Genomic DNA, 26,040 nt, shown 5'->3' on the forward strand with positions numbered 1-26,040 from the left:
GGTGAGATGTGGTTTTGTGATCTGTGCGGCTTTTCGGCGGGTTGCGCTGCGCTTACCCGCCCTACGAACCGTTATGCGTTCAGGAAACCGGTACTTTCTGCGCCCGGTATGCGCTGGGTGAGCACCCCGTCAGTCGGTTAAAAAAACGGGCGAAATAGGCCGGATCTTTAAACCCCAGCTGCCAGGCAATTTCGCTCACTGTGCTGTCGGAAAACAGCAGCAAACGCCTGGCTTCCCGCAGCTGGCGGTCGAAGATCAGCCGTTTCGGCGAGCGGTTGGCGAAGCGGCGACAGATATCGGTCAGGCGAGATTCGGTGAGATGCAATTCGCTTGCATACTCCGGCACCGTCCAGTGCTCGTGGTAATGAGCATCTGTCAGCTGGTTAAAGCGCTGAAAAAGCTTCAGCTCACCGCGCATGCCGCCTGACGCGTGGTCGTCGAGCTTCGCGTTGCGCAGCAGCAGGGTAAAAACGGCCTGCGCCAGCAGGACCAGCGTATGCTCGCGACCGGGCAGTTGTTCCGTGGATTCCCGGGCAATCAGCTGCCAGTAGTGCTTCAGCGCCGCCAGCTCGTCAGGCCTGTCGGCAAGCGACAGGCAGATCCCCGGCAGGCCGAACGCTTCCCGCGTACCGGGGTAGAGCACTTCTAACAGCGGCCAGATGAGATCCTCGCGCACCGTCAGCACGTGGCCGTCGCTGTCGGATTCGGTAATAAACGCGTGCGGCACCGACGGTGGCGTTAGCACGAACAGCGGCGCCTGCACCGAGTAACGGTGGTCGTCGAGCTGGAGCTCAATCTGCCCGGTGTCGAGAAAATGCATCTGAAAATACTGGTCGTGGCGGTGCGCCTGCATGTCGCGGCCAAAAAAGGCCGCCATGCGGGCAAACGACTGGTAGTGCACATCGTCGGTGCCCAGACTTTCGTCGTAATCCTTGCTGATATCAATGTTGGCGATGGGGCTCTGGCACATGATCGTTCCTCTGTTGATCCCGCTGCGTCATCGGAATGCGCGTCAGCACCAGCGCGCCCACCACCAGCAGACCCGCCACGAACCACAGTCCCGAGCTGAAGCTGCCGGTCGCGTCGCGCAGAATACCTATCAGCAATGGGCTGACGGCAGACCCGACGTTGCCGATGGCGTTGATCACCGCCAGCGCCACCGCGCGGGATTGCAGGCTAATAACCTGATCCGGCGTGGTCCAGAATATCGCCATGGCGGTAAACGATCCGGTTGAGGCCATGATGATGCCAAGCAGCTGGATCAGGCTGTGATCGGTCGCCGAGGCCAGCATCCATCCCGCCGCTGCAAACAGATACGGCAGGATGGTGTGCTTTTTTCGCTCTTTCAGCCTGTCGGAGCGGCGGCTCCACCAGATCATCCCGAGGATGGTGCAAAACTGCGGGATCGCCGCCAGCAGGCCAATCACGATATTGCTGCTGCCGGTGTTGAAGCTTTGCAGGATCTGCGGCGTCCAGATGTTGATCGCGCTCAGCGTATTCGTCAGGCAGAAGTAGGCCAGCGTGTAGAGCAGCACGGCGGGCGTCAGCACCTCGCGCAGCGTCGAGCGCGGCGTGGCGGCGTGCGCAATGGCCAGCTCCTGTTCGCGGGCGATCATCGTTTTGAGTGCCTGCTTTTCGTCATCATCCAGCCAGGCGGCCTGATCCGGGGTGTCGTTAAGATAGAACCAGGTCACCACGCCGAGCACCACCGATGGCAGCCCCTCCAGCAGGAACAGCCACTGCCAGCCCTTCAGGTTCCACAGCCCGTCCATCGCCAGAATGTACCCGGAGAGGATCGAGCCGAGCATCATGGTCACCGGCATGGCGATCATAAACAGCGCGTTGGCGCGGGCGCGGTGATACGCCGGGAACCACCAGGTGAGATAGACCAGAATGCCCGGCAGGAAACCGGCTTCGGCAATGCCCACCAGCATGCGCAGGACGTAGAGCGTTTCGGGGCTGGTGGCGAACATGGTGCAGGTAGAGGCGATGCCCCACACCACCATGATCCCGGCGATCCAGCGGCGGGCGCCGACCTTCGCCAGCATGATGTTGCTGGGGATACCGCACAGCACGTAGGTCACGTAAAACAGCGTCGCGGCCAGGCCAAACATGGTCGACGTGAGGCCCAGATCTTTGCCCATCGTCAGCCCGGCAAAGCCGATGTTGATGCGATCGAGAAACGAGAAAACAAACAGGATAAAAAGAAACACGATCAAACGACGGAACAGCTTATTAATAACGCGATGTTCAACAGCTTTATTATGCAGGGTTGAGGTCGTCATGTTGCGCTCCACATCGTACGTTTAGTAGACGGATTTATTGTTATCAACTGCTGTGGTGACGTCGGTAAAGCGGGCCGCCAGCGCTTCGGCGCTGCGGGCGAGCAGGGTGGTATCCACGCCGACCGCGACAAACAACGCGCCGAGGCTGAGATAGCGTTTTGCCAGCTGTTCATTCGCCATCAGGATGCCGGGCGCTTTGCCCGCGCTGAGGATCTGCGCGATCACCTGTTCAATGGCGGCCTGCACCTCCGGGTGCTGCGGATTGCCAGCGAAGCCCATGTCGGCGCTCAGATCCGCCGGGCCGATAAACACGCCGTCCACCCCTTCCACGTCCAGGATCTGCGGCAGGTTTTTCAGCGCCTCGCGAGTTTCGATTTGCACCAGCACGCACATGGCGTCGTTAGCCTGATGCAGATACTCCGGGATGCGGTTCCAGCGCGACGCCCGCGCCAGCGCGCTGCCGACGCCGCGAATGCCGGCAGGCGGATAGCGGGTGGCGCTGACCGCCAGACGGGCTTCGTCGGCGTTTTGCACCATCGGCACCAGCAGGGTTTGCGCCCCCACGTCCAGCAGCTGCTTGATCTGCACCGGATCGTTCCACGACGGGCGCACCACCGGTTGGCTGGGATAAGGGGCGATGGCCTGGAGCTGAGTCAGGACGGTCTGCACGCTGTTCGGCGCGTGCTCCCCGTCGATCAGCAGCCAGTCAAAACCGGCCCCGGCAAGTAGCTCAGCGCTGTAGCTGCTGGTCAGCCCCAGCCATAACCCAATTTGCGGACGGCCTGCTTTCAGCGCCGCTTTAAATGCGTTTTGCATCGTGCTCTCCTAGACAAAGCGGCAGCTGATGGAGCCCATGTTGCCGTAATCGACGTGGAAGGTGTCGCCTCTGCTGGCGGCAACCGGGCGGGTAAACGAGCCGCCGAGGATGATCTGGCCTGGCTCAAGCTGCACGTCGTATGGCGCGAGTTTGTTCGCCAGCCACGCCACGCCGTTCGCCGGGTGGTTAAGCACGCCTGCGGCGACCCCGGTCTCTTCGATCACGCCGTTGCGGTAGAGCAGGGCGGAGATCCAGCGCAGATCCAGCTCGTCGGGTTTAATCGGGCGGCCGCCGAGGATCACGCCCGCGTTGGCGGCGTTATCGGAGATGGTGTCGAACACTTTGCGTGGGCGTTGGGTTTCCGGGTCAACGTTATGGCAGCGGGCGTCGATCAGCTCCAGGGCGGGGATGACGTAATCCGTGGCGTTGTAGACGTCGAAGATCGTACAGTTCGGGCCGCGCAGCGGTTTTGCCAGCACGAAGGCCAGCTCCACTTCGATGCGCGGGACGATAAAGCGATCCACGGGGATGTCGCTGCCGTCGTGGAAGAACATATCGTCCAGCAGCGCGCCGTAGTCCGGCTCGCTGATCTGCGAGCTGGCCTGCATCGCTTTGGAGGTGAGGCCGATCTTGTGGCCTTTCAGCACGCGGCCTTCGGCGATTTTCAGGCTCACCCATTCGCGCTGGACGGCGTAGGCGTCTTCAATGGTGATCTCCGGGTACTCCAGCGAGATCGCGCGGATCTGCTCCCGGGATTGTTCCGCCTGATGCAGGCGGTGGGCGATCAGGGTATGGGTGTGTTTGTCGAGCATGGCGTATCCTTTGTGCGGCTGTTGCCGGGTGGCGCTTCGCTTACCCGGCCTACGGTTCGGTGCTGCTGTTGCCGGGTGGCGCTTCGCTTACCCGGCCTACGGTTCGGTGCTGCTGTTGCCGGGTGGCGCTGCGCTTACCCGGCCTACGGTTTGGGGCCGTTGTAGGCCCGGTAAGCGCAGCGCCACCGGGCGAGCAAACGGCTACTTAAACAACGCGTGCACGTTGTTCTGCTTGTAATTAAGCGTCGGGTGCAGCTCGTCGAGCTCGAACGACAGCGCCAGATAGCGGGCGGCCATCAGCTCTGCAAAATGCGTTTTGATCAGCGCAAACAGCATTTCACCGACCTCTTTCCGGCTTTCCAGGCTGCGCCCCGCGCCGATCTTCAGCGTCATATGCACAAAGGCGTAATCGTGCTTACCGTCTGCCATCTGCCAGGTGTCCAGCCAGTGGGCGCGGCTGCGGATGCCGCCGATGGGGAAGATGCCCGTGGCGGCGAGCGCCTCGTTCACTTTGGCGAACAGCCCTGGCAGGTCGGCCTGCTCGCGGATGTTGTCGGTACATTCAGCAATAAAGTGCGGCATGGCGGCTCCTTACGCGGGCAGCGGGAAAACGGCGTTGACCTGGCCGGTGCCGGAGCTGGCGAACAGCTCGGTGAGAAACTCCACCTTACCGTTGTATTTGTCCCAGCCGAGCATCCCCAGCAGCATCACCGTGTCGTGCATATTGCCCTCGCCGTAGCAGTAGTCGGCGTACTCCGGCAGCATGCTGCAAAACTCCTTGAACTGACCCTCGCGCCACAGCTTCACCACGCGCTCGTCCATCTGACGGTCAAACTCGCGGGTGTAGCTGTTCATCCCTTCCTCCGCGCGCTGGTCGTCGATAAAGCGGTGCGACAGCGAGCCGCTGGCGAGCACTGCCACGGTGCCGTCATATTTTTCGATGGCGCTGACGATGGCCTCGCCCAGCCGGCGACTGTCGGCGAAATCGTGAACCGTGCAGAACGCCGAGATGGAGATCACTTTGAAGTGCTTATCCGCATTCATGTAGCGCATCGGCACCAGCGTGCCGTACTCCAGCTTCAGGCTCGGGATGTTGTGCGCCTTGGCGCGAACGCCAAGCTTCACCGCTTCGTCGGCAATCAGCTGGCCGAGTTCCGGGTTGCCGTCGTAGTCGTAGGTCATGTCGCGAATAAAATGCGGCAGCTCGTTGCTGGTGTAGACGCCCGAAAAATGGTCCGCGCAGTTGATGTGATACGCGCTGTTCACCAGCCAGTGGGTGTCGAAGACGATAATGGTGTCCACGCCCAGCTCGCGGCAGCGCTTGCTGATCTCTTTATGCCCGTCGATGGCCGACTGGCGGCAGCCGTGGTTTTTGCCCGGCAGTTCAGAGAGATACATTGACGGAACGTGTGTGATTTTTGCCGCTAACGCTAATTTACCCATGGTCAGATCCCCCACTTTGGAATCGGATGGTCACCCATGGAGATACAGACGTTCTTCATCTCCGCGAAGACCTCGAAGCTGTACTCGCCGCCCTCACGCCCGGTGCCGGAGGCCTTCACGCCGCCAAACGGCTGGCGCAGGTCGCGCACGTTCTGGGTGTTGACGAACACCATGCCCGCTTCGATGCTGCGCGCCAGACGCAGCACTTTGCTGACGTCCTGGGTCCAGATGTAAGATGCCAGGCCGTACTCCACGTCGTTCGCCAGGCGCAGGCCTTCCGCTTCATCCTTAAACGGCAGCAGGCAGGCCACTGGCCCGAAGATCTCCTCCTGCGCCACGCGCATGCGGTTATCGACATCCGCCAGCACGGTTGGTCGCAGGAAGTTGCCGCCCTTCAGGTGCGCAGGTAGATCGGTCGGTTTGTCCGGGCCGCCCGCCAGCAGGGTTGCCCCTTCTTCAATGCCGAGGCGGATATAGCCGGAGACTTTTTCCCAGTGCTGCTGGCTGATGAGCGCGCCAATCTGGGTGTTCGGATCGGTCGGGTCGCCCACGCGCAGGCGGTTGGCGCGCTCGGCAAAGCGTTTGACGAACTCCGGGTAGATGCTCTGCTGGATGAAGATGCGCGAGCCGGCGGTGCAGCGTTCGCCGTTGATGGAGAAGATGGTAAACAGGGCGGCGTCCAGCGCGCGCTCGATGTCTGCGTCTTCGAAAATCAGCACCGGCGATTTGCCGCCCAGCTCCATGGAATACTTCTTCAGCCCGGCGTTTTTCATGATGTTGCGCCCGGTGGCGGTACCGCCGGTGAAGGAGACGGCGCGCACGTCATGATGACGCACCAGCGCGTCGCCCGCCGTGGCGCCATAGCCCTGCACCACGTTGAGCACGCCCGCCGGAATGCCCGCTTCGAGGGCCAGCTCGCCCAGACGGTCAGCGGTCAGCGGGGAGAGTTCAGACATCTTCAGCACCGCGGTATTCCCTAAGGCCAGGCACGGCGCGACCTTCCAGGTGGCGGTCATAAACGGCACGTTCCACGGCGACACCAGCGCGCAGACACCCACCGGCTGCACCAGGGTGTAGTTGAGCATCTTGTCGTCGACCGGGTAGGTTTTGCCGTTCATCTGCTGGCACACCTCGGCGAAGAACTCGAAGTTGTGCGAGGCGCGCGGAATGAGCACGTTTTTGGTCTGGTGGATCGGCAGGCCGGTGTCGGCGGTTTCCATCGCGGCAATGTCCGGTACGTTCTGGTCAATCAGATCCCCCAGGCGACGCATCAGGCGCGCGCGCTCCTTCATCGGCAGGTTGGCCCATTTCGGAAACGCCTCTTTGGCGGCGGCAACGGCCTGATGGATTTCGGCTTCGCCGCCTGAGGCCACTTCTGCCAGCACCTCGCCGGAGGCCGGGTTAGTGGTTTGAAAGTACTCACTTCCGGCGACGTTTTTACCGTTGATCCAGTGGTTAATCTTTTTCATTTTGCAGTCTCCTCACTGACAATTCGGTTTACCAGACGGCCTACGCCTTCCACTTCCACCACTACCTCATCGCCCGGCACCACGTCGGACAGCCCCTTCGGCGTGCCGGTGGCAATCATGTCGCCCGGTTGCAGGGTCATGAAATCACTCAGATACGCAATCAGGTAGGGGATGCTGAAGATCAGGTCTGCCGTGGTGCCTTCCTGACGCAGTTCACCGTTGACGTAGGTGCGAAGACGAAGGTTGTGCGGGTCAGGAATGGCTTCTTTTGGCACTACGTTCGGGCTGATGGGGGTCAGCCCGTCGCGGCTTTTCACCCGCAGGTTCGGGCGATAGTAGTTTTCGAGATAATCGCGGATGGCGTAGTCGTTGCACACCGTGTAGCCCGCAACATACTCCATCGCCTCGGCTTCGCTGACCTTGCGCGCGGTTTTGCCGATGACCACCACCAGCTCGGCTTCGTAATGCATGTATTCAATGTTGTTTGGGCGCACCGAGGTCTGGTTGTCGCCGTTAAAGGTGTTTGGCGCTTTGATAAACACCAGCGGCTCGGTGGGCGGTTTGAAGTCCAGCTCGCTGGCGTGATCGGCGTAGTTCAGGCCGAGGGCGAACAGCGTGGCGTGCGGCGGCGTGCGCGAAGCGATGGCAACGTCGCGTTCCTCCACCACCGGGTTTTCCAGCGGCGGAAATCCTTCTGCCAGAATACGTACCCGATCGCCCGGGCGAACTTCGACGCGGCTTTGCGGAGTGCCGAGCAATATCGCATCGCCGGGGTTCAGGGTGGCAAATTCGCTCAGGGCGCTCAGCAGTTCGGCGGCGTTGCGGTGCAGATCGGCCGTGTTCCAGTGGTCCGCTTCGCGGCCGTTGATCTCGGTGATGATGGTCAGATTATCCACGTTATCAACGGCGACAGGTTCGCCGAGCGGGCAAAATCCATCCCGGCATTTGGCCTTGATCGCCGGACGGTAGAAGCTCTCTTCCGGCAGGCTGATTTCGTTAGCCAGCGCGTAGCCGGCGATGTACGCCGCTGCCTCTTCAACGCGTACTTTGCTGGCGGTTTTGCCCACCACCAGCGCCACCGTCGCGCCGCTTAACACGGTTTCTCCCTGCGGGAAGGGAATCGGTTCGCCTGCGCGGATAACAGCGTTATGTGGCTTGATAAACCACACCGCCGTTTTTGGCGGCGCGTTATAGGGGGCTTTTTCAAACGCCTCAGCCCAGGCCACACGCTGGCTTTGGTGGTTTAGCGCTACGGCAAAAACAGTACCTTTCATTCCCATACTCCTCAAACCGGCTGTCCGGTTTTGATTTCATTAATATGTTAATGATCTGGTTTTATGCTTTTGCTGTTCGTTTCGCAATCAGAAGTGAATAATTTGTGATGCAAATAACAATAAATTTACATAAAAGGGTTAATATATATTTAAATCAATAAGTTAAAAAAAATAGCTTTGTTTCTGTTAGACTTTTTGGGTTAAAACGTGTTGTCTATAAAAGCATCTGTTTTTAATTGTTTATTTGTTAATGATGTAAGGGGTAGATGATGCATGACTCATTAACCATCGCGCTGTTGCAGGCGCGTGAAGCGGCGATGGGCTACTTCCGCCCGATAGTGAAGCGGCATAATCTGACCGAGCAGCAGTGGCGTATCGTCCGCGTGCTGGCCGAGCATCCCTCCATGGATTTTCACGATCTGGCGTTCCGCACCTGTATTTTGCGCCCAAGCCTGACCGGCATTCTGACGCGGATGGAGCGCGACGGTCTGGTGCTGCGCTTAAAACCGGTGACTGACCAGCGCAAGCTGTACGTGTCGCTGACGAAAGAAGGCAACGCGCTGTACCAGCGTGCTCAGGCTCAGGTGGAAGAGGCGTACCAGCAGATAGAGGCGGAATATACGCCTGAGAAGATGAAGCAGCTCACGGCGCTGCTGGAAGAGTTTATTGAACTTGGAAACCGACATATCGCCGCGAGGGACGAAGCGTAAAAACCCTAAATTCCAGGATGATTTTCGTAAAGTTTTCTCATGCCAGGCCGAATATTCTGTATCTGCCTGAGGAAAGAGAAAACATGTTAAACCGAATCAAGATTGTCACCAGCTTACTGCTGGTTTTAGCGATATTTGGCCTTTTACAACTCACGTCTGGTGGTCTTTTCTTCAATGCCCTGAAGCATGACAAAGAGAATTTCACCATCCTGCAAACCATTCGCCAGCAACAATCCACCCTGAACGGTAGCTGGGTGGCGCTGCTGCAAACCCGTAACACCCTGAACCGCGCGGGTATCCGCTATATGATGGATCAGAACAATATCGGCAGCGGCTCAACCGTCGCCGAGCTGATGCAGATTGCCTCTGCGTCTCTGAAACAGGCGGAAAAAAACTGGGCGGATTACGAAGCGCTGCCGCGCGACCCGCGTCAGAGCGACGCTGCGGCACTGGAAATCAAACGTAATTACGATATTTACCATGGCGCGCTGGCTGAGCTGATCCAGCTGCTGGGGGCGGGCAAAATCAATGAGTTCTTCGACCAGCCGACCCAGAGCTATCAGGATGGCTTTGAGAAGCAGTACGTCAACTATCTGCAACAGAACGACGCGCTGTATCAGACCGCGGTTGAAGACAGCAACAGCTCTTACCGCCAGGCTATCTGGGTGCTGATTAGCGTGCTGGCTGCGGTGCTGGTGGTGATTGTTGCCGTCTGGCTGGGTATTCGTCAGGCGCTGATTTCGCCGCTGAACCGTCTGATTGACAGCATTCGTCATATCGCCAGCGGCGACCTGGTGAAGCGCATCGACGTGGAAGGCTCCAACGAGATGGGGGTACTGGCTGACTCCCTGCGCCATATGCAGGGCGAGCTGGTGCGTACCGTGGGTGACGTGCGTAACGGCGCCAACGCTATTTACAGCGGTGCGAGCGAAATCTCGATGGGCAATAACGATCTCTCATCCCGTACCGAACAGCAGGCTGCCTCTCTGGAAGAGACCGCCGCCAGCATGGAACAGCTGACTGCCACCGTGAAGCAGAACGCCGAGAACGCCCGTCAGGCGAGCAACCTGGCGCTGAGCGCGTCTGAAACCGCGCAGAAAGGCGGCAAGGTGGTGGATAACGTGGTGCAGACCATGCGTGACATCGCCGGCAGTTCGCAGAAAATCGCCGATATCATCAGCGTGATCGACGGGATTGCCTTCCAGACCAATATTCTGGCGCTGAACGCGGCGGTAGAAGCGGCGCGTGCGGGCGAGCAGGGGCGTGGTTTTGCGGTGGTTGCAGGTGAAGTCCGAAACCTGGCGCAGCGCAGCGCCCAGGCGGCTCGCGAGATCAAGAGCCTGATTGAAGACTCCGTGGGGCGCGTGGAAATTGGTTCAACGCTTGTTGAAAGCGCGGGTGAAACCATGGGTGAGATCGTGAATGCGGTAACGCGCGTGACGGATATCATGGGCGAAATCGCGTCTGCGTCTGACGAGCAGAGCCGCGGTATTGACCAGGTTGGGCTGGCGGTGGCTGAGATGGATCGCGTGACCCAGCAGAACGCCTCGCTGGTGGAAGAGTCTGCGGCGGCGGCCGCGGCACTGGAAGAGCAGGCGAGCCGTCTGACGCAGGCCGTTGCGGTGTTCCGTATTCAGCAGGAACAGATGAAGGCGCGCGAGTTCGCCTCCGCGAAAAGCGTTGCCGCACCGGTAGTGGCGCGTAAACCGGCGACCGCAGACGCGGGCGATAACTGGGAAACGTTCTGACGCTGTGCGTTTTGCCGGGTGGCGGCTGCGCCTGACCCGGCCTACGGATTGTGCGTTTCGCCGGGTGGCGGCTGCGGAATTGGGTTTTGTAGGCCCGGTAAGCGCAGCGCCACCGGGCGATCTTACAGAGGCAGGCGCATGGCGCAGCGGGAACCATACGCTAAACCGTGCGCCGTCTCTTCCTCGCGTTTCTGGCGCAGTTCCGGCGTCAGCGTCGTCATCATTTCAAACCCTAATCGCCTGTAGAAGGGCGCATTCCACGGGACATCACGAAACGTCGTTAACGTCAGCGAGTTCAGCCCCAGACTGCGGGCATGCGCGGCGGCACGGGCGATTAACTGGCGTCCAAGACCTCGTCCCTGACAGTCCAGGTGAACCGACAGTTCCACAATAAACAGCGACGATGGATGAGCTTCGGCGAGAATAAAACCCACGGGCCTGTCGTCAGCCAGCGCCAGCCAGCTTAATCCGCGTCCGGCGTAACCGAGGTGATCTTCAACAGAAATAACCTCATTGTCTGCCAGCCAGGCCAGCTCAGGAACGTCGCGAAACCGCTGCCCCGCCGCGCGTTCAATGGCGGGCAGGGCAGCGACGTCGTCGATGCGCGTCGGGCGAAGAGTTAACGCCGTCATCAGCCAGCGCTGCTCACAATTTTAATCTCCACCATGCCGATCCCCAGCTTGCGCGGAGCGTGACCGAGAATATTCCCTTCGTTAGTGGACTGCGGATCGGGTGGCACAATGACCAGCGTATTGCTGCGCGTTGGGTTATCGAAGTGCAGCGTGCTGGTGGTGACGTCATTGCTCAGCGTCAGCGTCTGTTCTTTATCACCGACGCGCACCGGTATAGGACGGTTTGCGTTGGGACCAAATGCCCTGGCGGTGATCACCAGATCGAATTTCTCCGGCAGCGGATGGGTATACTCAATTTTCACCTCATCGCCCAACTGCGCGTTAGACCAGCGCCCCCAGGATTCCGGCCGTGAAATACCGCTGAACTGCTTCACCTCTTCCGGTGCGCCGGCAACATTAAAGATGAAGCTGTCTGCTTTATAACGAATGTCGTTGTCGACGATTTTCAGCAGGTCTACGTTGCGCTGATAGCGTGCGGTATCAATAACCGTATCTTTAAACGCGGTTTTTCCCTGCCACTGCGGTTTGTCAACGTGTTGCACGGTCTGCTCGCCGCCGAGTTGCCCCTGAGAAACGCACCAGTCGGTGGACAGCGACAGCTGTTGCGACCAGAGCTGGCCCATTTTGTAGCATTTGTCGACCCAGACGAAATTATCGCGCGGGGCAAATTCCGCCAGCTGGAAGCGCAGTGGCGCGGAGTATTCGCTTTCCGGCAGCGGCTCGACGCGGTTATCCGACACGCGCAGCAGCAGCGGCAGGCGGAAATGGCTGCCGGAGAACGCGATCATTTTTTTATCCTGATCGATGGTGAAGTCTTTTATCTCTTTCGGGAAGTTCCACAGACGAATGATATCCGGCTTCCAGGCGAGGATTTTTTCCTTCATGTTGAGGAAGATTTCCGACAGGGACTGGCCCGACAGCGTACTGCGGCCCAGGCCAATGAAGTTATCGCCACCCAGAATATCCAGCACGGTAGCGCCGTTATCCATCGAGTTACGTTTAGCGGCAATGATCTCCTGCTGCGGTTTATCGCCGCGCAGCACAAAAAACAGGTTGCTGCGATCCAGCTTATTCAGTTCATCCCAGGCGCTGTTTTTCATCGCCAGATGGTCAGATGAGACAACGATGACCGTATTTTTGAAATACGGCGACGCTTTGATTTTCTCGATTAACGCCGCGATATGCTCCTGGCTACAGGTTACGGCGCTGAACGACTTGTTGTTTTTACCGTCAATGTCATAGCCCTGACGTTTACAGGTGCGTGAGACGAAACCATCCGGATGATGCGTGTCAACGGTCAACGCAAACAGCGAGAAGCGTTTACCGGCGCGGGAAAGCTCCTCGAATTTCTTCCAGGTTTCATCCAGAACGGTATCGTCGTAAAAGCCCCAGTCGTTGCGGTAGGCCGGATCGGCCACCGTGGTTTTCAGCTCTTCGGAACCATACAAGTGATCGAAACCGTGGGATTTCAGGAACACATCTTTCCCGGCAAAGCGCAGGTTAGCGCCCTGCATAAAGTAGTTTTCATAGCCCGAGTTTTTCAGGATATCGCCGAGGCAAATGTTCTGCGGGAAGAAGCTCGACATTGAGGCGGAGGCGTTGCCTTCAAACGGAGCGAACAGCGGAATGCCGCACTGGGAGGCCACCATCCCGGCGATGGTGTAATCCGTACCGGGCAGCTGCATGGTGTGGCTGAAGTCGAGGCCCTGGTCTTTCAGCGCGCCAAGCTCTGGCGTCAGGTTCGGGAAAGCATCGTTATCAAAATAGGTGCGTTCCAGACTTTCGCCGTAGATATAGACCAGGTTGAGTCTGGGATTGTCGATCTTCTTCGAGGGTTCTTTGTAATAGGCCGCAAAGTCCGGATCGCCATCGCGCGACTGGGATTTTACCAGCTCGGTAATTTGATGGAATGCCGGGCTGGCATCCACGGAGGCCAGCGCCAGGCACAGCGCCAGCAGGCTGTAGCCATGATGATGCGGACGGTGACGGCGACGGCGCAGAACCCAGGCCAGCGCGGCGAAGATGCCCACCAGGGCGACCACCAGCCCCAGACCCGGAAGGATGTACTTACCCACACCAGCGCCGGTGAGGCTGTTGGTCAACGTGTAGAGCACCGCGTCGTTAATACCGTCGCCGGTAAAGTAATCGCTGGCATATAACGTAATGTTTAAAACAATAAAAATGCCGAGCACCACCAGGGTGGCCACAAACCACCAGGTGTGACGACCGGCTTTCCAGGCATAAACGCCGATGGAAGCCAGGAAAAGGACAAGGGACATTAACTCTGACAACAGCAGATCCTCATCATGCCGGACGCTTAGCCGGCTAATTGCTTATTTTTTGGGTAATACAATGTAATTGCGATGTCGCTTAGCTGCAATTTTAGTGTCACGAAAGTGTGCTGTTGTTAGGATTTGGTTTATAAAATCGGATTTTTGAATACAGTCGCATCGTGGCACACGGAGGCTGAGGTGGTGGCAGGGGGTAAAAAAACGCACTTCACGCCGCGGTGTAAGACTAACGTAATAAACCCGGCGTGTTTTGGCAGAAAATGGGAGGCGATCAGGAGAGGAAATTAACGCCTTGTTTCAGCACCAGATCGCAGGCTTTCGTTTTCACCTGTTTCGCCAGAGATGAATTTCCAAGGGTGCTGAGGTTCAGCTGCTGGCCATTTTGCGCGTTCAGCAGACCCTGAATACCGTCCATATAGTTGGTGTCCGCTTTCTGCTCCTGGGTGTCCAGACCCAGTTTACCCAGCACCTGGTTTTTGATGTTTTCGGTATCGGTGACGGAAGCCAGTTTCTGCTTCGCGCAGTATTCCAGAATGCCCGCCGCGTTGTTCATCGTTCCGGCGCTCAGGCTTTGGGAGCTGTTACTCAGCAGGCCGGTGAGGGACGAGGCTGACAGCCCGCCCTGGGAAGTGCCGCTCTCTTTGGTTAACTCACTTGCTGCGCTGGAGAGCGACTCCTGCCATGATGCGGCCTGCGCTGCGCCAGTCACCAGCAGGGCGCCAGTAAGGATGCTGATAAGGAACTGTTTTTTCATAATGATTTACTCAACAAGGTCCGTTTTGGGCCAAAAGTGGGTTCAGTATATACCTCTGCTCTTCCGGTGCTCCCTGGAAATATCTTAATACTCTTTGCCGGTGACGCGGCTGCGATAGCTGTCCCAGTCGAAGATGACGTACAGGCTGTTACCCAGCTTCATGCGATCCATCACCCGCTCGCCAAGAAGTCGGGTCATCTCGTCGATATTGTGGTTCGTCAGCATACCGGTTGGGCGTTTTGACGACGAACGGCGATCGACAATCTGATTGATGATCACTTTTTCGTAGCGGGACTCCGTCTGGACGCCGATCTCGTCGATGACCAGCAAATCCACGTTACTCAAATCATTCAGCAGCTGTTCTTCGCTGGTTTCGCGGTTACTGAAGGTGTCCTTCATGGCGGACATAATATCGGCCACGGTGATAATCAGCACTGACTTCCCGCGCAGCAGCAGCTCGTTGCAGATTGCGGCCGCAAGGTGATTTTTCCCCGTGCCGGGTTTTCCGCTAAAGATGAAGCTGGCAATGTTGCCGTCAAATTCATCCACGTACTGGCGCGCCTGGTTGAGGGCGTTCATCTGCCCCTGTGACTCGACCTTATAATTCTCGAAGGAGCAGTTCTGGTGCAGAGGGCGAATGCCCGAGCGGTTAAAGGTGCGCTGCATTTTCATCGCGCGGTTTTCGCGGGCGAGGGCAGCCGCGCGAATTTTACCCTGCTCTTTTTGCCATGCCAGCAGCTCTTCACCGGTGGTGAATGCGGGCTTCACGTTGGCGGGCATCATCTTCTGCAAACGTTTCATCAGGTCGCCGACGTTTTTCATTTCGCACCTCGGAATCCATCAGGGATTTTTTTGTCCGGTTCTGAAAAGGCATTGATATCACGTTTTGGCTGGCCATTGTTGCTGGCGCGGTTGATTTGCAGACTGCGCGCGAACTTTTGCTGCCACTGAACATGGTGGAAGACTTTTCCTTCAGCCTGCCAGTAAGCGGTAAAGGCCGCCAGCTCTTCTGGCGTCGCGGGCTGCGCGAGGGCTATTCCCCATAAGGCCGCCTGCCGCTGAAAATCGGCGTCCGGCTGCCAACCGGCGTACATGGGAAATTTCCCCATTGGAACGGCCACCGGGGCGCTGGCGGGTTCGTCAAAAAACTGATTATCCAGCATGACATCGCTCGCCGGACGCGACAGCTTCGCTTCAATTTCCAGAAGCTGCGCCAGACGTTCCGGCGTGACCGCATAAAACGCCGGGGCGTTGTCGGCAAATACCGCGACCGTGCCGCCTTCGGCGTGCGTCAACACACCGCGAGGATCGCGCATAAAGGCATCAATGCCAGCAATGCTGGTGGTCAGGATTCTGGAGGACATAACACTTTCTCAACTGATTACTACGGACGTGATTGAGGGTTATGGTAGCACAGAGAGAGGGGGAGGAAAGGAGAGGATTTCCCCGGCGGCGTTACGCTTACCGGGGCTAAAATCACAGGCGGCAGTTTACGCGATGATGTTCAGCGTCACGTCGATATTGCCGCGCGTCGCGTTAGAGTACGGACAGACGATATGCGCTGCATCCACCAGTTTTTTGGCTTCCGCTGCGTCCATCCCTTCAACGTGGATGTTCAGCTTCGCTTCGATACCAAAACCGGTTGGCAGCGGGCCAATCCCCACTTCGCCTTCAATAAAGGCGTCTTTTGGCAGAGCGAATTTGTCGCGTGCCGCAACGAACTTCATTGCGCCCAGGAAGCAGGCGGAGTAGCCCGCAGCGAACAGCTGTTCAGGGTTGGTTACTTCACCCCCCATGCCGCCCATCTCTTTTGGCACACCCAGTTTGACATCCAGAACGCCATCGGAAGACGTTGCGCGGCCATCACGGCCTCCGGTTGCTTTGGCTTTGGCAGTGTAGACAACTTTTTCTAAAGACATGGCAGGTTCCTCATCTTACGTTTATATGCACTATTAAATAGCGCGCGATGTATTAAGTTAGAATCAGACGCGTAAAGTATAGCCTTACGCGCGATGAAGCTGTTGGCGCAAAAGTTCGAGCTGTTGCTTGAGCGCCAGCATGGTGTCGGTATCACACTGCGCTGCACAGCCCACGGCGTGGGGTATCGTCACGGCCTGCTGTTGCAGCGCCCGACCCGCGTCTCTCAGGGTGACGGCGACCTGACGCTCATCCTGACGGGAACGCTGGCGGAAGATTAATCCTGCGCTTTCCAGGCGTTTCAGCAGGGGAGTCAGCGTGGCGGAATCCAGGAACAGCCGCTCGCCAATGTCTGACACCGTGATATCATCCTGCTCCCACAGCACCAGCATCACAAGGTATTGCGGGTAGGTCAGGTTAAGCGGCGCCAGCAGTTGCCGGTACAGCTTGTTAAGCGCCAGATTTGCCGAATAGAGGGCAAAACAGAGCTGGTTATCCAGCAGAAGCGCGTTGGTAGTGTCGTTCGTTTTTGCGTCCATGAAATGAATATAGATAGCGCACGATACAATTGCAAGCGATTTTATTATACGCGTGGACGTTTGCGGTAAAGCCATAATCCGGGGATCGACAGGCCGATGGAGAGCGCGCCCACAATCGACGAGGCTTTAAGGAAATTGCTCAGAAGCAGGATCATCTGCGGTTCGCTGTAGCCAAAGTGGCTGATTTTGACGGCGGAGATCATCGCCGTATAGGCTGAAATGCCCGGGAACATAGGAATGACTGCCGCCACGGTGAACACTTTCGGGTGCGCCAGATACCAGCGGGACCACTGAATACCGATGCTGCCGACCAGCATGGAGGCGATAAACGTCGACCATTCGATATTAAAGCCCGAGGTCATCATGATCATACGTGAGCCGTGGCCAATGGCACCCAGCAGCGCACACCAGGGTAATGCACGCTGTGGTACGTTAAACACCATCGCAAAGCCAACGGCGGGAAGGGCTGCCAGGAGCATGTCCTGCGCCAGTGCGAGCAGAAAATCCATCACGCCCATCCGCGTAACCCCCAGAGTGTCATGGCCATTACCACCCCGATACAGGTCGCCAGCGTCAGCAGGCTGGCTATCGCCCAGCGCGCCAGACCGGTGTTGATGTGGCCTTTGAACATATCAGCGACGGCGTTGATTAAGGGAAAACCCGGCACCAGCAGCAATACGCTGGCGGCCATCGCAACAGTAGGCGTGCTGGCGAAGTAAGGCTGGCGCAAAAGCAGGCCGGATACGGTTGTCGCCACGAACGCCGTGATGCAGAAGTTAATTTGCGGATGCAGTTGCCTGTGCGTCAACAACTGGCGGACATACATCGCGATGCTGCTGGCAAAGAAGGTCACGACAGCGCCGTCCCAGCCGCCCGCGTTGAGCTTGCAGAAGCAGGCGCAGGAGAGTCCCACCATCAGCACAACCAGCCAGCGTGGATACCGGAGAGGTTTGATCTGGTTGAAGCGTTTCTCTATCTCCCTCAGATCGAGCAGCTTGTGTTCAGCAAGGATCACGATGTGCTGCACTTCCGTCACGACGTGCATGTTAATACCGCGGTCATGATTTTTACGGGTGGAGGTCAGGCACTGTCCGTCTTTAATGGTGGTCAGCACAATGGCATTTGACGAGATGGAGCTCTCAACGCTGTCCATCCCCAGCGCCAGCCCAAGGCGTGTGGAAAGTTCTTCCACGAGGGCGCTTTCTGCCCCGTGTTGTAAGAGAAAAAGCCCGCACTGAATACATAGCCGCGTGGTAGCACGTTGCGTAGACCGATCTGCCTGCATGAAACGCCCTGAAGAGAAGAGAGATTGCTTACTTTTAACACAAAGGGCCGGGCCCTTTGCGCTGGGCCAGATCAACATTTGTGCAATCAGTCGCGTGAGCAGGGGGAGAAAACCGCACTTTCTATTTATTTAATGAATATAAAAATAGAGATTTATAAAGACAATATATTAAGTATTTCTAATTTCATATTTTCAATCTTTTCACGCAATCTTAATTAAAGTTTTGTGGTCTTTATGCGATATTAAGCCAGTATTGGGCGTTTCTTAACCCATGTGACATTTCTTCTGATTTGCGAGTATTAAGCCGTTTTGTACTGAGGGATGCAAGCGTGTTTAAACTCGTAGGGTTAGTTCGTTCTTAAATAATGAATTTATGACAGGGAGGGTCTATGTTGCCATTGAATGGTAAACACGGAGTGGTGATTAGTAGAGTGCCGGTTATGCAAAATGGGCTAGGTGGCGTCATGACGCGTCATTTTCCTGATTTTGAAATAACGTACTGCCGTTCGATGCAGGAGTTGACGCTACTACAATTGCGTCGCGCTGGGGTCGTTATTGCCGATATTTCAGGTGAGTATCGTAATCCTCGCGGCACGCTTGAGCAGTATTATGGATTAATGAATCAGTATCGGGACATTCACTGGATATTCCTTGTCTCGCGTCCCCTTTATCCACTTGCAGTAGAGCTTCTTATGCGTCCGGAAAGCACGCTGCTTTCGGATATGGAACCGATCGAAGGCGTTATTAACGCTATTCGCGCGGGCAGTGAACGTGCCGAGCGAATAAGCCAGACGTTATTAATACCGGAAACGTCCGATATTGAAGAAGAGAGTGAGCAAATGATTGCACTCACCCACTCTGAACGCAAGGTGTTGCGTTTATTAGGTAAAGGTTGGGGAATCAACCAAATAGCCACGCTGCTGAATAAAAGTAATAAAACGATCAGTGCACAGAAAAACAGTGCAATGCGCCGCTTATCACTTCGCAGTAATGCCGATATGTACGCGTGGATAAGCAGTACCCAGGGAATGCGAGAACTCAGTTTAATGTCGGCTTATGGAGAGTTTGAGGAATGGAAAAGACCACTGCAACAAGACATATCGCCGTCATCGAAAGCTGCTCAATGAGCGCTGTAGGGCTGAAGCATCTCTTTGCGATGCCCGCCCTGAGCCATTACCAGGTGCACCTGTTTAGCAGATTCGCCAGCTTTAAAGCGGCGCTCTCGGATATCTCATTCTATGCGGTTATCTATTCACTGTCTGATGAGCGTGAAGAGCGGAGAAACTGTCTGGCCTGTTTACGGGATCTTACCTTCACCCACAGCGACGTCCAGCGTATCGTGCTGGCCTCTGACGAAATGGAGGCGAGGCTGGTCAGCCATCTTTCGCCTTCTCGCCTGCATGGGATAATCAGTAAATCGGTTCCGCTAAAGCAGCTGATGGAGGGGCTGGAGACATTACTCAGCGAAACGCATCAGGTGAATGACAACATGTACAATCACTGGTGTGTTAGCCAGAATCGTATGTTAAGCCCAACCGAAAGGGCAATACTACGTTATATGTCATCGGGTTTTTCAATCCCTGAAATTGCGGCGCAGCTTGAACGCAATATTAAAACCATCCGGGCGCATAAGTTTAACGCAATGGTAAAGCTGGGCGTCAATTCTGACGTGGGATTACTGGATGCGGCGGATATCCTGGCGCATCTCCCTGCCCGGGAAGTGCGTCGTTCAGCTCTCACCGTTCCTTCATTCTCTCAGCGTTAAGTGGTGCGCCAGAGTTCTTCTGGCGCAACGTTTAAATGCAGACATCGACCCATTTTGCTGCGGTCAGCTCCGCCATTCTGTCGGGCGATATACGCACCGCACTGTGGATGGCACCCGCTGCGGGTAACACTTCCGCGTACTGTTTTAATGTGATGTCACAGTAAACAGAGAGCGGATTTTCCAGTCCGAAAGGGCAGACGCCGCCAACAGGATGACCCGTCAGGGTGACTACCTCATCGCTGCTGAGCATGCGGGCTTTTGCGCCGAATGTCTCTTTAAGCTTTTTGTTATCCAGACGCGCATCGCCTTTTGCAACCACCAGAATCACGTCATTTTTAATTTTCAGTGACAGCGTTTTGGCAATTTGGCCGGGTTCAACGTTGTGCGCGGCAGCAGCAAGGGCAACAGTCGCTGTGCTTTGGTTAAGCTCAATGATCTCTATATCCGGAGCGTGTTCGGCAAAAAACTGTTGTACAGACTGCAAACTCATTGATTCCTCCTGACAAATATCCTGCGTAATCTGTCATAAGAATTTAGTCGCTGTAAATATCCCTTAAGTAACAAATATCCGTCAGGGGCGATTTCTGGATCGCCTTCACATTCACAGAAACCGGTTACAGTAACCGGTTGCAGAGCGTGATGCAGAGATTAATACTAAGTGTGTAACTTCCCCTGTATCTAATAATAAGAGCTAATTATGAAACCATTCCGTTTGAGCAGTATCGCAGGTACACGATCCGGCAAGGTTGTGACGCTGATGTATGGAACAACGTGTGACGTGAGAGCGTCCAAAACGAACGTCTGACAGGAGATCTGCTATGTCTGCCAACCACGCTGCATTTAATCTGATTTTCCGCTTCGTTGAAAATTATGTCAGCCCTATTGCCGGGCGCATCTCTTCCCAGCGTCACGTTATGGCTATTCGTGACGGGTTTATCTCAGCGATGCCGTTTATGATTGTAGGCTCGTTTTTATTAGTGTTCGCTTACCCGCCTTTTTCGCCAGATACCACCTGGGGTTTTGCTCGCGCGTGGCTGGATATGGCGAAGCAGTTTGAAGGTCAAATTCTGACGCCGTTTGATATGACAATGGGGGTGATGTCCCTTTATATCTGTGCGGCTATTGCCTACAACCTGGGCAAACATTACGTTAAAACGCATCAGCTGGATCCGTTCATGTGCGCGATGCTGTCGCTGATGGCGTTCCTGCTGGTCGCCGCCCCTAAAACCAAAGGCGCTTTACCGGTGGATAGCCTGGGAGGGACCGGTATTTTCACCGCGATTCTGGTGGCGATCTATTGCGTTGAGATGATGCGTTTCCTGAAAGCACACAATATCGGGATCCGCCTGCCAGACCAGGTTCCACCGATGATCAAAAACTCGTTTGACCTGCTGATCCCGGTGCTGGTAGTGGTGCTCACGCTATACCCGCTGAGCCTGCTGATCCAGTCGCAGTTCGGTATGCTGATCCCACAGGCCATCATGTCGATATTCAAACCGCTGGTCTCTGCGGCTGACTCGCTGCCTGCGATCCTGCTGGCGGTGCTGATTGGCCACCTGCTGTGGTTTGCCGGGATCCACGGCGCGGCGATTGTCTCCGGGATGCTGCAAATGTTCTGGCTGACAAACCTGGGGGCGAACCAGACCGCGCTGGCGGCGAGCCAGCCTTTGCCACACATCTTTATGGAAGCCTTCTGGACGTTCTTTATCGTTATCGGCGGATCGGGGGCGACGATGGGGCTGGTGTTCTGCTATCTGCGTAGCCGCTCCGCGCACCTGCGCTCCATTGGACGTCTGAGCGTGGTACCAAGCATTTTCAATATCAATGAACCGGTGATTTTCGGTACGCCGATTGTGATGAACCCGGTGTTCTTTATTCCTTTCCTGCTGGCGCCGATGGTTAATGCCGTGCTGGCATGGGCAGCGATGAAGTTTGATCTGATTGGCCGCGTGATTTCCGTTGTGCCATGGACGGCACCGGCTCCGGTTGGTGCCGCCTGGGCGCTGGGCTGGGATTTCCGTGCAGCCATTCTGGTGCTGGTTTTGGCCTGCGTTTCCGCCATTATCTATTTCCCGTTCTTCAAGGTGTACGAGAAACAGTTGCTTCAGCAGGAAGCGGAAGAAGCACAGCGTAATGGAGAAGAGGAAAATCAGCAGGTCGCTTAGGTAAAAGCAAAACGGCAACGCAGGTTGCCGTTTTTAATGTTTGTTCCCTCTCTCTGCGGGTTTCAGGCCGGGCCAGACTACTTAAGCGTGCAATCGCCACACTGCTGGACGTCCGGCAAACGGTAGCGCTGACAGCAGGTACGACGTACCAGAAGTCCCTCACGCGGAACCACGGTGCGGTAAAGAGGGTTATCCCGTCCATCCGACAGCTGTCTGGCAAAGAAACAGCTCTGACGCAGTGCATCCACTTTCTCGTCGCCGAGCAGCGGCTTCATCTCCGTTAAATACCAGTGGATAAGATACCCGGTATTACTCCAGATCAGTTTGCCGTTAATCTCTCCCGTCGCTTCCAGCGCATCAATGACCGGAACCAGCGCTCTTGTAATCAGCCGTTCCATACGCGCCTGCGCTGACAGGTGTCTCGCGCTCGGATCTTCGTGTACATCAATCCAGAAACAGGCAGCACGCCCGGTTTCATGAAACTCAACATGGAAATGTTCCGACGAGAGATCGAGCATCGTTTCCTGGGTCAACAGGGCCAGCATGACAGGCGGCACCATCAGCCCGATATACCACTGTGCCCAGAGGGATAACAGCGGTTTGTTTTCCCGCGTCAGGGTAGGTTGGTTACGATAAATATGGTCGGAATAGGTTGCCAGCAGTGACCGCAGCTCCGCAGGGCGTTGCCACTCAGTCAGCGTCAGAGCATGATGCGGCGGTGCTTCATCCAGTTTGATGAAATCCAGCAGATGGGCGCGCGTTACGGCAATTTTTTCCCGAATGGCATCCGCAAGCGTCGTTTCCCCGGCGGAGAGTGGAGCTCGCCAGAGCAGGGGCTCAACGATGTGTGCGGTACGAGTTGCCATAGTGTGGATTACAAATCTAAATGATAATGATTGCCAATCCTAACTATAGATAAAACCGAGCGCAAGCGTTTTATCCTGGCGCTGTGAAGGCGGTTTCAGGCGGTATGAAGCTCGTCGCTCAGCAGAATGCTGTTGCGTCCCATATGCTTGGCTTCATAGAGGGCTTTATCGGCTTTCGCCAGCGCGCCTTCAACGTCTTCACCCTCGAACATGGCGATGCCGATGCTGATGGTCACGTTAGTGGCGACGCTTTCGTTAAACATATGGGGGATTTTAAGATCGTAAACCTTCTGACGTATGCGTTCAGCCGTCTGTCGCGCTTGCTCCAGCGGGATGTTACTCAACAGCACCATAAATTCTTCCCCGCCAAACCGGGCGACAACATCGCGTGAGCGCACGGCGTCGCGTATCGCAGCCGAGACCCTGATCAAGGCCTGATCGCCCATCATATGGCCATAATGGTCGTTGTAGGCTTTGAAGTGGTCGATATCCATCAGCAGCACGAAGTGCTCGCCAGCGTCAGGCCTGGGAAGATTCTCCAGCCGGCTTTGCAGCCCGCGACGGTTATATAGGCCGGTGAGCGGGTCCATCATGCTGAGATCGGTCAGGGTTTCGCGCTCCTCCAGCAGTTCGGAAAGCAGCTCCTGGGCGAAACGGTCATTGCGCCGCTGAAGAACATGATGGATACCAATGGCGACCACCGGCAGCGCGAAAAAATAGGCCATTCTCAGCCAGTTTTCGGACGGACTAAGCCACAGGCAGGATATAAAAGCGGGAAATGAATGTAACGTAAAGGCTTTAATATTACTTGCGAACGCCAGAGACCCTATAAAAAGCACTGTTAATAGCGCCATCATTAAATAGGTCGCGTGATCGTGCGTGATTAACAGAAATTTAGAGACGATCTGCCAGGCCCATAAAAGACCAAAAATAGCTGAAACAACAGGGATATTTATTTTTCGCGTGCTGTTTTTCCAGTGCCAGATAAGTAAGCCTGTGCTGATAGTCAGTACGGCAAAGAGCGGGACTGATAACACACGCACGGAATAGAGAGGGTTTGTTACCGAGAACAATGCTGATGCGGCGTTCAGAAATAAAAACAAACGTAAAGATAGCTGATATTTCTTGTTGACTAAAGACAGCCAGGATTGTGATGTCATATGCGTGCGTTTTTATTAAAACTCAATTAAAACAATGAGCAAGGTGTTGTTGTGTAATATTGGGCGCTAAAAAATTGAATTTTTATTATCAGAAAAACTTTATCGGAAGTTAACAGGTGGGCAATTTATCACCTTACACATTCTCTGTCATTATGGGAAAGCAATTGCTGGCGCAATTTCTTACGTCGCATGCTGACAAGTGATAATTACTATCATATGATACTGGTTATCATTATCAGTGCGAGAGGTGAAACCATGTTGAGCAAAGCGCTGGGAAGTGGGTGGGGAATATTACTGCCTGGTTCCATTATCGGTGGGCTAATGTTTGCCGATCTCCCCATTGATGTCTGGAAAGCAATGATTGTTTCAGGCTTGCTGGTGACATCCGCAATGATCTGGCACAAACAGTTACGGCATTACGTGCTGCTGCCATCATGCGTTGCGCTAATCAGTGGACTGCTGGTGATTCTGATGAGTTTGAAATAAAAGGGAAAAACAGGAGGCACTGCTGAGGGGATGTAAGATAATTGGTGCGAGGGGGGGGACTTGAACCCCCACGTCCGTAAGGACACTAACACCTGAAGCTAGCGCGTCTACCAATTCCGCCACCTTCGCACAGTCATCTTACTGGTTTGATATCGCCTCGTTGGTGCGAGGGGGGGGACTCGAACCCCCACATCCTAAGGACACTAACACCTGAAGCTAGCGCGTCTACCAATTCCGCCACCTTCGCCCAGTGCGAGCAATATCAACGTGATTTATGGTGCGAGGGGGGGGACTTGAACCCCCACGTCCGTAAGGACACTAACACCTGAAGCTAGCGCGTCTACCAATTCCGCCACCTTCGCATACCATCGACACTGTAAAAGTATCGTAACCACGGAGGCGCATTCTAGATGTTTTCAGCTTTACGTCAACAGAAAATTGCGCACGTTGTTTTGATTGCTGCAAAAATGGGCGATGGCAGCGTCAGCCATCGCCGGACCGGGGGGTTACTTTTTCGCCTGGCGCGTCATCACGGTGCGATAGACCTTAAAGCGGCCCGTCTGGGCGATCACTTCGTGGAAGCCAAAGGTTTCATCCAGCACTTTCGGGTACGCGAGGAAGGCGTTCGCTACGATACGCAGCTCACCGCCGCTGTTGAGGTGACGGGTTGCTCCACGGATCAGCGTTTGCGCCGCTTCAAGGCTGGTCTCCATTCCGTCGTGGAACGGCGGGTTAGAGATGATCATGTCAAAGCGACCGGTCACGTCGGAGAAGACGTTGCTGGCAAACACGTCACCTTCTATGCCATTCGCAGCAAGCGTGGCGCGGCTGGCTTCTACTGCCGGGGCGCTCACGTCACACAGGGTTAAACGCACTTTTGGTGAGTGGCTGGCGAGAACCGTTGACAGCACGCCCGCGCCACAGCCGACGTCCAGCACCTTGCCCTTGGTGTGAGGCGTCAGGGTGGACAGCAGCAGCTTGCTGCCCGTATCGAGCGCATCACGACTGAACACGCCCGGCAGGGTTTTAATGGTCAGGCCGTCGAGCTGGTACTCGTCCCAGAAAGCGTCGGCATCGAAGGTGGTCTGTTTTTCCAGACGACCATGGTACAGTCCGCAGCGACGGGCGCTGTCGATTTTCGTCAGCGGCGCCCAGGCTTCGAGCATCTGCTCTGCGCTACGCACCCCGCTGCGGTTCTCACCGACAACAAAAATATCGCAGCCGACCGGCAGCAGAGAAAGCAGGTTCATCAGCTGGAACTGGGCTTCCGGCTTGTTTTTCGGCCAGTAGTAAATGAGCGTATCGCAGTCAGCAATATCGCTCTGCTCCGCCGCCAGGCTAAAGCGCGCGCGCTCGCCCATCTGGCGGCTCAGCACCTGCCAGTGGTGATAGTATTGGGTGTGGGCACGGCTTTCAGCACAGTCGAAACGCGCGGGCAGGTCATCCTGCATATCTCCGGCAAACAGAATACGGCTTTCTTCGAAATCATCACTGTGACGCAGCAAGACTTCACTTGCCGGGGTAAATGCAGACATGAATTGTTCCTCAATAAACTCAGGCGGGGATTATAGTAGGTAGATGGCGCAGTTTCGACACATTTGCTATATTTGCGCGCCTGAGAG

Annotated in this window: 27 protein-coding genes and 3 tRNA genes; 6 read left to right on the top strand and 24 right to left on the bottom strand. The window is 56.0% G+C overall.

Annotated elements, in window-relative coordinates; translation table 11 throughout:
* Window positions 1-79: 79 nt before the first annotated feature.
* The 8 genes from hpaA to hpaG form a co-directional block, all read right to left on the bottom strand.
* Complete coding sequence (gene hpaA, locus ACQG1Y_RS03100; RefSeq protein ID WP_017383853.1) at window positions 80-970, bottom strand: 4-hydroxyphenylacetate catabolism regulatory protein HpaA; 891 nt, start codon at window positions 968-970, stop codon at window positions 80-82.
* Complete coding sequence (gene hpaX / locus ACQG1Y_RS03105; RefSeq protein ID WP_048973360.1) at window positions 942-2,285, bottom strand: 4-hydroxyphenylacetate permease; 1,344 nt, start codon at window positions 2,283-2,285, stop codon at window positions 942-944. The genes hpaA and hpaX overlap by 29 nt, the downstream gene beginning before the upstream one ends.
* Window positions 2,286-2,306: 21 nt before the next feature.
* Window positions 2,307-3,101 carry a 4-hydroxy-2-oxoheptanedioate aldolase gene (gene hpaI, locus ACQG1Y_RS03110; RefSeq protein WP_252064917.1) on the bottom strand — a complete coding sequence of 265 codons (795 nt, stop codon included), beginning with the start codon at window positions 3,099-3,101 and terminating at the stop codon, window positions 2,307-2,309.
* 9 nt (window positions 3,102-3,110) lie between these two features.
* Complete coding sequence (gene hpaH, locus ACQG1Y_RS03115) at window positions 3,111-3,914, bottom strand: 2-oxo-hept-4-ene-1,7-dioate hydratase (RefSeq protein ID WP_015572593.1); 804 nt, start codon at window positions 3,912-3,914, stop codon at window positions 3,111-3,113.
* A gap of 201 nt (window positions 3,915-4,115) precedes the next feature.
* Complete coding sequence (locus ACQG1Y_RS03120; protein WP_015572594.1) at window positions 4,116-4,496, bottom strand: 5-carboxymethyl-2-hydroxymuconate Delta-isomerase; 381 nt, start codon at window positions 4,494-4,496, stop codon at window positions 4,116-4,118.
* Window positions 4,497-4,505: 9 nt separating this feature from the next.
* Window positions 4,506-5,357, bottom strand: coding sequence for a 3,4-dihydroxyphenylacetate 2,3-dioxygenase (gene hpaD, locus ACQG1Y_RS03125; RefSeq protein WP_126765615.1), 852 nt, complete (start codon window positions 5,355-5,357; stop codon window positions 4,506-4,508).
* Between the two features lie 2 nt (window positions 5,358-5,359).
* Window positions 5,360-6,826, bottom strand: coding sequence for a 5-carboxymethyl-2-hydroxymuconate semialdehyde dehydrogenase (gene hpaE / locus ACQG1Y_RS03130; protein ID WP_017383848.1), 1,467 nt, complete (start codon window positions 6,824-6,826; stop codon window positions 5,360-5,362).
* On the bottom strand, window positions 6,823-8,100 hold the full coding sequence (gene hpaG / locus ACQG1Y_RS03135; protein ID WP_017694558.1) for a 4-hydroxyphenylacetate degradation bifunctional isomerase/decarboxylase: 1,278 nt from the start codon (window positions 8,098-8,100) through the stop codon (window positions 6,823-6,825). Before hpaG ends, hpaE begins: the two co-directional genes overlap by 4 nt.
* A gap of 269 nt (window positions 8,101-8,369) precedes the next feature.
* On the opposite strand from hpaG, the gene hpaR reads away from it, so the two are divergent.
* Window positions 8,370-8,810, top strand: coding sequence for a homoprotocatechuate degradation operon regulator HpaR (hpaR, locus tag ACQG1Y_RS03140; RefSeq protein WP_017383846.1), 441 nt, complete (start codon window positions 8,370-8,372; stop codon window positions 8,808-8,810).
* Between the two features lie 83 nt (window positions 8,811-8,893).
* On the top strand, window positions 8,894-10,558 hold the full coding sequence (gene tsr, locus ACQG1Y_RS03145; protein ID WP_017383845.1) for a methyl-accepting chemotaxis protein: 1,665 nt from the start codon (window positions 8,894-8,896) through the stop codon (window positions 10,556-10,558).
* A 122-nt stretch (window positions 10,559-10,680) separates the two neighbouring features.
* Here the strand turns inward: tsr and ACQG1Y_RS03150 are convergent, their stop codons facing one another.
* The 9 genes from ACQG1Y_RS03150 to ACQG1Y_RS03190 all read right to left on the bottom strand — a co-directional run bounded on the left by ACQG1Y_RS03150 (window position 10,681) and on the right by ACQG1Y_RS03190 (window position 17,976).
* Window positions 10,681-11,190 (bottom strand): GNAT family N-acetyltransferase, encoded by a 510-nt coding sequence (locus ACQG1Y_RS03150; RefSeq protein WP_033486717.1) that lies wholly within the window; start codon window positions 11,188-11,190, stop codon window positions 10,681-10,683.
* Window positions 11,190-13,481 carry a phosphatidylglycerol--membrane-oligosaccharide glycerophosphotransferase gene (gene opgB, locus ACQG1Y_RS03155; protein ID WP_047726414.1) on the bottom strand — a complete coding sequence of 764 codons (2,292 nt, stop codon included), beginning with the start codon at window positions 13,479-13,481 and terminating at the stop codon, window positions 11,190-11,192. Before opgB ends, ACQG1Y_RS03150 begins: the two co-directional genes overlap by 1 nt.
* Before the next feature lie 271 nt (window positions 13,482-13,752).
* Window positions 13,753-14,235 carry a DUF2501 domain-containing protein gene (locus tag ACQG1Y_RS03160; RefSeq protein WP_015572603.1) on the bottom strand — a complete coding sequence of 161 codons (483 nt, stop codon included), beginning with the start codon at window positions 14,233-14,235 and terminating at the stop codon, window positions 13,753-13,755.
* Window positions 14,236-14,319: 84 nt separating this feature from the next.
* A complete protein-coding gene (dnaC, locus tag ACQG1Y_RS03165) occupies window positions 14,320-15,057 on the bottom strand; it encodes a DNA replication protein DnaC (protein ID WP_003856580.1) in 738 nt (245 codons plus the stop codon).
* Window positions 15,054-15,599, bottom strand: coding sequence for a primosomal protein DnaT (gene dnaT, locus ACQG1Y_RS03170; protein ID WP_045906501.1), 546 nt, complete (start codon window positions 15,597-15,599; stop codon window positions 15,054-15,056). The genes dnaC and dnaT overlap by 4 nt, the downstream gene beginning before the upstream one ends.
* Window positions 15,600-15,725: 126 nt before the next feature.
* Complete coding sequence (locus ACQG1Y_RS03175; RefSeq protein WP_003856578.1) at window positions 15,726-16,154, bottom strand: organic hydroperoxide resistance protein; 429 nt, start codon at window positions 16,152-16,154, stop codon at window positions 15,726-15,728.
* 84 nt (window positions 16,155-16,238) lie between these two features.
* Window positions 16,239-16,691, bottom strand: coding sequence for a MarR family winged helix-turn-helix transcriptional regulator (locus ACQG1Y_RS03180; protein ID WP_047741008.1), 453 nt, complete (start codon window positions 16,689-16,691; stop codon window positions 16,239-16,241).
* A gap of 44 nt (window positions 16,692-16,735) precedes the next feature.
* A complete protein-coding gene (locus tag ACQG1Y_RS03185) occupies window positions 16,736-17,209 on the bottom strand; it encodes a threonine/serine exporter (RefSeq protein WP_015572605.1) in 474 nt (157 codons plus the stop codon).
* A complete protein-coding gene (locus ACQG1Y_RS03190) occupies window positions 17,200-17,976 on the bottom strand; it encodes a threonine/serine ThrE exporter family protein (RefSeq protein ID WP_017383842.1) in 777 nt (258 codons plus the stop codon). The genes ACQG1Y_RS03185 and ACQG1Y_RS03190 overlap by 10 nt, the downstream gene beginning before the upstream one ends.
* Window positions 17,977-18,365: 389 nt before the next feature.
* Between ACQG1Y_RS03190 and ACQG1Y_RS03195 the strand changes: the two genes are divergently transcribed.
* A complete protein-coding gene (locus ACQG1Y_RS03195; RefSeq protein WP_017383841.1) occupies window positions 18,366-19,103 on the top strand; it encodes a helix-turn-helix transcriptional regulator in 738 nt (245 codons plus the stop codon).
* Entirely contained in the window at window positions 19,100-19,741 is a 642-nt protein-coding gene (bglJ, locus tag ACQG1Y_RS03200) for a DNA-binding transcriptional activator BglJ (RefSeq protein WP_017383840.1), read from the top strand. Before ACQG1Y_RS03195 ends, bglJ begins: the two co-directional genes overlap by 4 nt.
* A gap of 31 nt (window positions 19,742-19,772) precedes the next feature.
* Here bglJ and ACQG1Y_RS03205 read toward each other — a convergent pair whose 3' ends face one another.
* Window positions 19,773-20,231, bottom strand: coding sequence for a YbaK/EbsC family protein (locus ACQG1Y_RS03205; protein ID WP_003856572.1), 459 nt, complete (start codon window positions 20,229-20,231; stop codon window positions 19,773-19,775).
* Between the two features lie 328 nt (window positions 20,232-20,559).
* Here ACQG1Y_RS03205 and ACQG1Y_RS03210 point away from each other — a divergent pair, with 328 nt between their 5' ends.
* Window positions 20,560-21,906, top strand: a complete 1,347-nt coding sequence (locus ACQG1Y_RS03210; RefSeq protein WP_003856571.1) for a PTS cellobiose transporter subunit IIC — start codon at window positions 20,560-20,562, stop codon at window positions 21,904-21,906.
* A gap of 77 nt (window positions 21,907-21,983) precedes the next feature.
* Here ACQG1Y_RS03210 and fhuF read toward each other — a convergent pair whose 3' ends face one another.
* Window positions 21,984-22,772 (bottom strand): siderophore-iron reductase FhuF, encoded by a 789-nt coding sequence (gene fhuF, locus ACQG1Y_RS03215; protein WP_003856570.1) that lies wholly within the window; start codon window positions 22,770-22,772, stop codon window positions 21,984-21,986.
* A 95-nt stretch (window positions 22,773-22,867) separates the two neighbouring features.
* Window positions 22,868-23,932: a GGDEF domain-containing protein gene (locus tag ACQG1Y_RS03220; protein WP_033486722.1), complete on the bottom strand. Its 1,065-nt coding sequence runs from the start codon at window positions 23,930-23,932 to the stop codon at window positions 22,868-22,870.
* A 216-nt stretch (window positions 23,933-24,148) separates the two neighbouring features.
* On the opposite strand from ACQG1Y_RS03220, the gene ACQG1Y_RS03225 reads away from it, so the two are divergent.
* Window positions 24,149-24,418, top strand: a complete 270-nt coding sequence (locus ACQG1Y_RS03225; protein WP_026080652.1) for a DUF1435 domain-containing protein — start codon at window positions 24,149-24,151, stop codon at window positions 24,416-24,418.
* Between the two features lie 42 nt (window positions 24,419-24,460).
* Here ACQG1Y_RS03225 and ACQG1Y_RS03230 read toward each other — a convergent pair.
* The 4 genes from ACQG1Y_RS03230 to rsmC all read right to left on the bottom strand — a co-directional run bounded on the left by ACQG1Y_RS03230 (window position 24,461) and on the right by rsmC (window position 25,953).
* Window positions 24,461-24,547: transfer RNA gene (locus ACQG1Y_RS03230), tRNA-Leu, on the bottom strand.
* A gap of 32 nt (window positions 24,548-24,579) precedes the next feature.
* Window positions 24,580-24,665 (bottom strand) — tRNA-Leu (locus ACQG1Y_RS03235).
* A gap of 28 nt (window positions 24,666-24,693) precedes the next feature.
* Window positions 24,694-24,780: transfer RNA gene (locus ACQG1Y_RS03240), tRNA-Leu, on the bottom strand.
* A 144-nt stretch (window positions 24,781-24,924) separates the two neighbouring features.
* Window positions 24,925-25,953 (bottom strand): 16S rRNA (guanine(1207)-N(2))-methyltransferase RsmC, encoded by a 1,029-nt coding sequence (gene rsmC / locus ACQG1Y_RS03245; RefSeq protein ID WP_015572609.1) that lies wholly within the window; start codon window positions 25,951-25,953, stop codon window positions 24,925-24,927.
* Between the last annotated feature and the right edge of the window lie 87 nt (window positions 25,954-26,040).

The sequence above is a fragment of the Enterobacter cloacae complex sp. 397G4 genome (assembly GCF_050031515.1).
Taxonomy (GTDB): domain Bacteria; phylum Pseudomonadota; class Gammaproteobacteria; order Enterobacterales; family Enterobacteriaceae; genus Enterobacter; species Enterobacter hormaechei_C.

Coding starts and splice junctions, on each gene's coding strand:
- hpaA (WP_017383853.1), bottom strand. CDS start 970: ATGTGCCAGAGCCCCATCGCCAACATTGATATCAGCAAGGATTACGAC.
- hpaX (WP_048973360.1), bottom strand. CDS start 2,285: ATGACGACCTCAACCCTGCATAATAAAGCTGTTGAACATCGCGTTATT.
- hpaI (WP_252064917.1), bottom strand. CDS start 3,101: ATGCAAAACGCATTTAAAGCGGCGCTGAAAGCAGGCCGTCCGCAAATT.
- hpaH (WP_015572593.1), bottom strand. CDS start 3,914: ATGCTCGACAAACACACCCATACCCTGATCGCCCACCGCCTGCATCAG.
- ACQG1Y_RS03120 (WP_015572594.1), bottom strand. CDS start 4,496: ATGCCGCACTTTATTGCTGAATGTACCGACAACATCCGCGAGCAGGCC.
- hpaD (WP_126765615.1), bottom strand. CDS start 5,357: ATGGGTAAATTAGCGTTAGCGGCAAAAATCACACACGTTCCGTCAATG.
- hpaE (WP_017383848.1), bottom strand. CDS start 6,826: ATGAAAAAGATTAACCACTGGATCAACGGTAAAAACGTCGCCGGAAGT.
- hpaG (WP_017694558.1), bottom strand. CDS start 8,100: ATGAAAGGTACTGTTTTTGCCGTAGCGCTAAACCACCAAAGCCAGCGT.
- hpaR (WP_017383846.1), top strand. CDS start 8,370: ATGCATGACTCATTAACCATCGCGCTGTTGCAGGCGCGTGAAGCGGCG.
- tsr (WP_017383845.1), top strand. CDS start 8,894: ATGTTAAACCGAATCAAGATTGTCACCAGCTTACTGCTGGTTTTAGCG.
- ACQG1Y_RS03150 (WP_033486717.1), bottom strand. CDS start 11,190: ATGACGGCGTTAACTCTTCGCCCGACGCGCATCGACGACGTCGCTGCC.
- ACQG1Y_RS03160 (WP_015572603.1), bottom strand. CDS start 14,235: ATGAAAAAACAGTTCCTTATCAGCATCCTTACTGGCGCCCTGCTGGTG.
- dnaC (WP_003856580.1), bottom strand. CDS start 15,057: ATGAAAAACGTCGGCGACCTGATGAAACGTTTGCAGAAGATGATGCCC.
- dnaT (WP_045906501.1), bottom strand. CDS start 15,599: ATGTCCTCCAGAATCCTGACCACCAGCATTGCTGGCATTGATGCCTTT.
- ACQG1Y_RS03175 (WP_003856578.1), bottom strand. CDS start 16,154: ATGTCTTTAGAAAAAGTTGTCTACACTGCCAAAGCCAAAGCAACCGGA.
- ACQG1Y_RS03180 (WP_047741008.1), bottom strand. CDS start 16,691: ATGGACGCAAAAACGAACGACACTACCAACGCGCTTCTGCTGGATAAC.
- ACQG1Y_RS03185 (WP_015572605.1), bottom strand. CDS start 17,209: ATGGGCGTGATGGATTTTCTGCTCGCACTGGCGCAGGACATGCTCCTG.
- ACQG1Y_RS03190 (WP_017383842.1), bottom strand. CDS start 17,976: ATGCAGGCAGATCGGTCTACGCAACGTGCTACCACGCGGCTATGTATT.
- ACQG1Y_RS03195 (WP_017383841.1), top strand. CDS start 18,366: ATGTTGCCATTGAATGGTAAACACGGAGTGGTGATTAGTAGAGTGCCG.
- bglJ (WP_017383840.1), top strand. CDS start 19,100: ATGAGCGCTGTAGGGCTGAAGCATCTCTTTGCGATGCCCGCCCTGAGC.
- ACQG1Y_RS03205 (WP_003856572.1), bottom strand. CDS start 20,231: ATGAGTTTGCAGTCTGTACAACAGTTTTTTGCCGAACACGCTCCGGAT.
- ACQG1Y_RS03210 (WP_003856571.1), top strand. CDS start 20,560: ATGTCTGCCAACCACGCTGCATTTAATCTGATTTTCCGCTTCGTTGAA.
- fhuF (WP_003856570.1), bottom strand. CDS start 22,772: ATGGCAACTCGTACCGCACACATCGTTGAGCCCCTGCTCTGGCGAGCT.
- ACQG1Y_RS03220 (WP_033486722.1), bottom strand. CDS start 23,932: ATGACATCACAATCCTGGCTGTCTTTAGTCAACAAGAAATATCAGCTA.
- ACQG1Y_RS03225 (WP_026080652.1), top strand. CDS start 24,149: ATGATACTGGTTATCATTATCAGTGCGAGAGGTGAAACCATGTTGAGC.
- rsmC (WP_015572609.1), bottom strand. CDS start 25,953: ATGTCTGCATTTACCCCGGCAAGTGAAGTCTTGCTGCGTCACAGTGAT.